Here is a 5,363-nt window from a genome sequence, read left to right as displayed (position 1 = left end):
GCGTGGGGCTATCTCGCGCTGCTGTGCGCGGCGGTGTGCGTCGGCGGTGACCGGTTCTTCGGGCTGACCACGGGCTGGATGCGCGACGTCGCCACCGCGCAGGCCGTCCAACGACGGCTGGAGGGCCTCCAGTACGACTGGGCGTCCGAAGCCATCCGCGAAGTGCTCGGCCCCGTGGAGGGGAGCGCCGGCGAGGCAGCCGATCGCGCCCTGGCTCTGCTGCGCCGCTTCACGGAGGACTTGTCGGAGATCGTCCGGGCCGAAACCGCCGACTGGATGCTGGAGTTCGGGTCCGGCCCGTCACCGCTGCGGCTGCAGTCCGCCGCTTCGCACCCCGGCCGCCCGCCGGAGCCGCAGAGCACGCAGAGCAGCCAGCGCCTGCACGCGTCACCGGTCGTCCGCACGAGCATGCCGCGGCAGCGTCCGCCGGAGGGCCTGCGCTGAGCACGGCGCAGGCCCCGCCGGTCAGCTGAAGACGATCATCGAGCCCTGCGCCAGGCTGCGCGTGGCCGCCGCGTGCAGCCCCAGCCAGACGTGTCGTTCCCGGGCGAAGGGGCCGCCCCCGTAGTCGATCGGCGATGCGGCCGGCTCCTCCAGGTCCGTCGGCTGTGACGGCGCCGGCGGAGTGGGCGGCGGGTTGCCCGGGTCGATGCCCAAGTACGGTGCGACGGCCTCCAGTTCGCGCAGCAGCCCGTGACTGGAGCCGAGCGGGCCTCCGCCGTCGAGGAGTGCTTCGTCGGCGAGCGGAGCGGCGAAGTCGACGGGGACGTAGGCGCCCGCGTGGTCGTAGTGCCACACGAGGTGGGACTCCTGGGCGGTCGTCTCGAACATCTCGAGCAACTGCTCGTAGTCCCCGCCCAGTTCGTCGACGGGCGTGACCTCGAGGCCGCACAGGTGCAGCAGGTGCGCCCTGCGCAGGAAGTGCAGCGCGTCGTAGTCGAATCCGGCGATCGGCGCGACGTCCCCGGACAGACCCGGCATGTAGTTGTAGACGGGGACCGGCGGGAGACCTGCGTCCGTGAGGGCCTTGTCGTACGCGGCGATCTCTTCCGCGAAGGGGTTGTCGGCGCTGTGACACAGCACATCGACCAGCGGGACGAGCCAGAGATCACATGCCAAGGGGTTCTCCCATCCACAGCTCCGTCAGCAGCTCGGTCAACAGCTCTCTCGACGTGCGGTCGCCACAGGGTAATGCGGCGTCCCGGCCGGTGTTCACGGCGACAGCCGCATTGCGCGCTTCTCGGCCAGAGCCAGCGCGTGCCCGTGGTACTCACCCATGATGCGCCGCGCCTCCACGGCGTCCTGGCGTTCCACGGCGTCCAGCAACTCCCGGTGCCCGGACCACAATCGGTTCGCCACCTCGGGTCCGCCGCGCAGGCCGGGCACGGTGAAGACCCAGCACTGCACGCGGAGCCGGTCGAGGAAGTCGCAGATGTAGGTGTTGCCGATGATGTCGCCCAACTCCCGCCAGAAGCGCAGGTCGTAGCCGATGAGCACATCGAGGTCGCCGGCGCGGGCGGCCCGTACGGCCGCCTCGGCACGGCGCCGTACGGACGCCATTGCCACGGGTTCGACGGCGAGCCCCGGCCCCGGGTGCCCGTCACCTTGGGCGAGCGCGGTCACGGCGCCGTCGCCCTCCAGGTATCCGTGGAAGAGCCCGTCGAGGACCACCATCCGCGCCTGCACCATCGCGCGGTAGTCCCCGGCGGTGAACTCGTGGACCCGGAAGCCCCGGTGCTGTTCGACGTCGAGCAGACCCTGCGCCGCCAGGTCGACCAGCGCCTCGCGTACGGGTGTGGCGGACACCCCGTACTGCTCGGCGATCTCCTTGACCGTGAAGTGGCTCCCGGCCGGCAACCTCCCGGCCAGGATCTCGTCACGCAGAGCAGCGGCTATCTGCGCACGCAGGGTGCTGCGTTTGATCATCGGCGTGGACTCGGAGCCGGCTCAGCCGCGCGCCGGCGCGCCGGAGCCCGTATGTGCGTCCGCTGCGCTCAGCGCCTCGTCCAGGACGGCCAGTCCCTCCTTGGCCTCCGCCTCCGTGATCGTGCACGGGGGCACGACGTGGGTGCGGTTCATGTTGACGAAGGGCCACAGCCCGCCGCGCTTGCACGCGGCCGCGAACTCCGCCATCGGCGCGTTGTCCGGACCGCTCGCGTTGTACGGCACCAGCGGCTCGCGCGTCGCCTTGTCCCGTACGAGGTCCAGTGCCCAGAAGGTGCCCATGCCGCGCACCTCGCCCACGGAGGGGTGGCGTTCGGCGATCTCGCGCAGGGCGGGGCCGATGACGTTCTCCCCTACCTGCGCGGCGTTCTCGACGATGCCCTCCTCCGCCATGGTGTTCATGGTGGCGACGGCCGAGCCGCAGGCGAGGGGATGCCCGGAGTAGGTGAGCCCGCCGGGGTACGGACGCTGGTCGAAGGTGGCCGCGATCTCCGCGGAGATGGCGACGCCGCCCAGCGGCACATAGCCGGAGTTGACGCCCTTGGCGAAGGTGATCAGGTCCGGGATCACGCCGAAGTGGTCGGCGGCGAACCATGCGCCGGTGCGTCCGAAGCCGGCCATGACCTCGTCGAGGATGAAGACGATGCCGTAGCGGTCGCAGATCTCGCGGACGCCCGCGAGATAGCCCGGCGGCGGCACGAGCACGCCGGCGGTGCCCGGGACCGTCTCCAGGATGACCGCGGCGATCGTTCCCGGACCTTCGTAGGCGACGGTCTCCTCGAGGTGGGCGAGCGCGCGGGCGCACTCCTGCTCCTGGGTCTCGGAGTAGAAGTGCGTGCGGTACAGGTGCGGGCCGAAGAAGTGCACGGCGCCGGCTGCGCCGGTGTCGTTGGCCCAGCGGCGCGGTTCACCGGTGAAGTGGATCGCTGCGGCGGTGTGGCCGTGGTACGAGCGGTAGGTGCTCAGCACCTTGGGGCGGCCCGTGTGCAGCTTCGCCATGCGGACGGCGTTCTCGACGGCTTCCGCGCCGCCGTTCGTCCAGAAGATCTTGTCCAGGTCGCCCGGCGTGCGCTGGGCGACGAGCCGTGCCGCCTCCGCCCGCACGTCGATCGCGAAGCCGGGCGCCATGGTGCACATGCGGCCCGCCTGCTCCTGGATCGCGGCGACGACCTTGGGGTGCTGGTGCCCGATGTTGGTGTTGACGAGCTGGGAGGAGAAGTCGAGGTAGCGGTTGCCGTCGTAGTCCCAGAAGTAGGAACCCTCGCCGCCCGCGACGGGCAGGGGATCGATCAGGCCCTGCGCGGACCACGAGTGGAAGACGTGCGCGCGGTCGGCAGCCCGTACTGCCTGGCCGGCGGCCGGGTCGGGGACGGCGTTCGTACGGGAGGGCGTACTTGTCACTGTGCGGGCTCCTCGACTTCGGGGACCCCCCTTTGGGGGGAGGGCGCCGGGTGGGACGGCCCACAGCCTAGGTATCTCTCCTGCTCCCGTCTCCCGTCGTGACCGAAGTGTGGGGTTTTCCACCGACACGCAGGCCTCACGGCTTCACTCGCGACTCCCACGGACGCCGTGGTGACGCGACCGCCGTCATCCTCCGTCTGTGGAATCCCTTGATCGTTCCGGCTCTGCGGTAACGCACGTCGACGATGGTCAGATCTCGTACGTAGTCCACCTCCTGGATCTTCCACGAGAGCGGCTCTCCCAGGCGGGCCCGGATGAAGGTGTCGATGGCCTCCGACTCGGTCACCGCCTCGTCGACGGTGACGACTGCCCGTTGCGTACGGGCGAAGAGCCGCGGGTGCCCGGCGGCGTAGACGACGGCGAGCGGCAGCGCGCAGAGGGTGGCCGTGAGCAGGAAACTCACGTTCGGCAGGCCGGAGATGAGGCCGAGGACGAGCGTCGTGAAGTAGTAGGGGACCTCCTCGCTCTGCATCGACTCCGCACGTATCCCGACGATCGACAGCACGCCGATCAGTCCGAAGCCGAGCGCGATGCCGCCCTTGTCGCCGCTGCGCCCGAGTGCGGCGGCGAGCGCGAAGACCGAGACGTTCAGAGCGAGATAGCCGGGAATCAGGTCCCGGCGCCGGTGCCGCGGATAGTAGACGGCGAATGTGAGCACGGAGACGGCCGCGAGATCGAGTACGAAATGGGAGAGGAGCTGGCTGATCAGGTCCATAGCTGGAAAGTAAGGGAACCGGGCCCTGTTGAGGCCTTTACGGTCTTCACCCCACCGGTAAGGGCGAATTGGACGTTTGTCATCTCAATACGGGCCCTCCCCGTGCGCCTTCAGTGCACCGGCGAACGCGTTATCGGATCGGATCCGGTGCGGCGGCCGACGCGCGGCACCCGCCGTCCTATTCTCGTGACAGTCGAATCACCCGGGGGGAAGAGGTATTCATGGAAAGGCTCGGCGCGGGCGATCCACGCTGGATCGGCGACTACCGGCTGCTCGGCAGGCTGGGCGAGGGCGGCATGGGCCGTGTGTACCTCGCCCGTTCGCAGCGCGGCCGCACCGTCGCGGTGAAGGCCGTCAAGAACGAACTCGCCAGGCAGCCCGACTTCCGGCGCCGCTTCTCACAGGAGATCACCGCCGCCCGCCGTGTCGGCGGCACCTGGACGGCGCCCGTGCTCGATGCGGACACCGAAGCCGAAACCCCCTGGGTGGCCACCGGTTACATCGCGGGCCCGTCGCTCGCCGAGGTGGTCGACGACCAGTACGGCCCGCTGCCCGCCGACTCGGTCGGCGCGCTCGCGTCCGGGCTGACGCGGGCGCTGCGTGACATCCACGGCGCCGGTCTGGTGCACCGCGACCTCAAGCCGTCCAACGTCCTCATCACCATCGACGGACCCCGCGTCATCGACTTCGGCATCGCCCGCGCGCTGGACTCCGCGGTCCAGTCGGCGGGCGGACTGACCCGCACGGGCGCGCTGGTCGGCTCGCCGGGCTTCATGTCACCCGAGCAGGTCCGGGGGCAGCACGTCACACCGGCCAGCGACATCTTCTGTCTCGGTGCCGTGCTGGCGTACGCGGCGACGGGGCGGATGCCGTTCGGCACGTCCGACAGCGGCGTGCACGCGTTGCTCTTCCGGATAGCCGAGGAGGAGCCCGACCTCTCGGGCCTCTCCGGCCAGTTGCACGACCTCGTCTCCGGCTGCCTGACCAAGGACCCGGAGAAGCGCCCCGGCCTGGAGACGCTGATCTCGCGTACGGAAGGCGAGTTGAGCGGCACGTGGCTGCCGGGCGAGGTGCTGGCGCAGCTCGGACGGCACGCGGTGCAGCTCCTGGACAGCGAGGACCCGGACGGGGAGACGCAGGCCGGTGGGTTCGCGAGCGCCGGCGTGACGGCGGGGCCGGGGCCGTCCACACCACCGCCCGCAGCTCCGGGGCCCTCGACACCGCCCCCTTCGACGCCGCAGCC

At 70.6% G+C, this 5,363-nt stretch carries 6 protein-coding genes; 2 read left to right on the top strand and 4 right to left on the bottom strand.

The annotated features are described in order from the left end of the window. Positions 1-444: SLATT domain-containing protein (locus H5J26_RS28050; RefSeq protein ID WP_181768769.1), on the top strand; the 444-nt coding region annotated here is incomplete at its 5' end. A 21-nt stretch (positions 445-465) separates the two neighbouring features. Here H5J26_RS28050 and H5J26_RS28045 read toward each other — a convergent pair. The 4 genes from H5J26_RS28045 to H5J26_RS28030 form a co-directional block, all read right to left on the bottom strand. Beyond that, positions 466-1,119, bottom strand: coding sequence for a hypothetical protein (locus H5J26_RS28045; protein ID WP_181768768.1), 654 nt, complete (start codon positions 1,117-1,119; stop codon positions 466-468). A gap of 93 nt (positions 1,120-1,212) precedes the next feature. Then, positions 1,213-1,926 carry a GntR family transcriptional regulator gene (locus tag H5J26_RS28040; RefSeq protein WP_181768767.1) on the bottom strand — a complete coding sequence of 238 codons (714 nt, stop codon included), beginning with the start codon at positions 1,924-1,926 and terminating at the stop codon, positions 1,213-1,215. A 21-nt stretch (positions 1,927-1,947) separates the two neighbouring features. Next, positions 1,948-3,345 carry an aspartate aminotransferase family protein gene (locus tag H5J26_RS28035; RefSeq protein ID WP_181768766.1) on the bottom strand — a complete coding sequence of 466 codons (1,398 nt, stop codon included), beginning with the start codon at positions 3,343-3,345 and terminating at the stop codon, positions 1,948-1,950. Between the two features lie 136 nt (positions 3,346-3,481). Next, the gene (locus H5J26_RS28030; protein ID WP_181768765.1) at positions 3,482-4,120 is read right to left on the bottom strand and encodes a DUF4956 domain-containing protein; all 639 of its coding nucleotides are present in this window, start codon (positions 4,118-4,120) and stop codon (positions 3,482-3,484) included. A 221-nt stretch (positions 4,121-4,341) separates the two neighbouring features. Between H5J26_RS28030 and H5J26_RS28025 the strand changes: the two genes are divergently transcribed. After that, on the top strand, positions 4,342-5,363 hold a 1,022-nt coding region (locus H5J26_RS28025), incomplete at its 3' end, for a serine/threonine-protein kinase (RefSeq protein WP_181768764.1).

Origin of the sequence: Streptomyces albidus (ex Kaewkla and Franco 2022) (assembly GCF_013870515.1) — a bacterium.
GTDB lineage: Bacteria > Actinomycetota > Actinomycetes > Streptomycetales > Streptomycetaceae > Streptomyces > Streptomyces albidus.
Note: the sequence above shows the minus strand (reverse complement) of the source record. Positions and strands in the feature narration are given on the sequence as shown.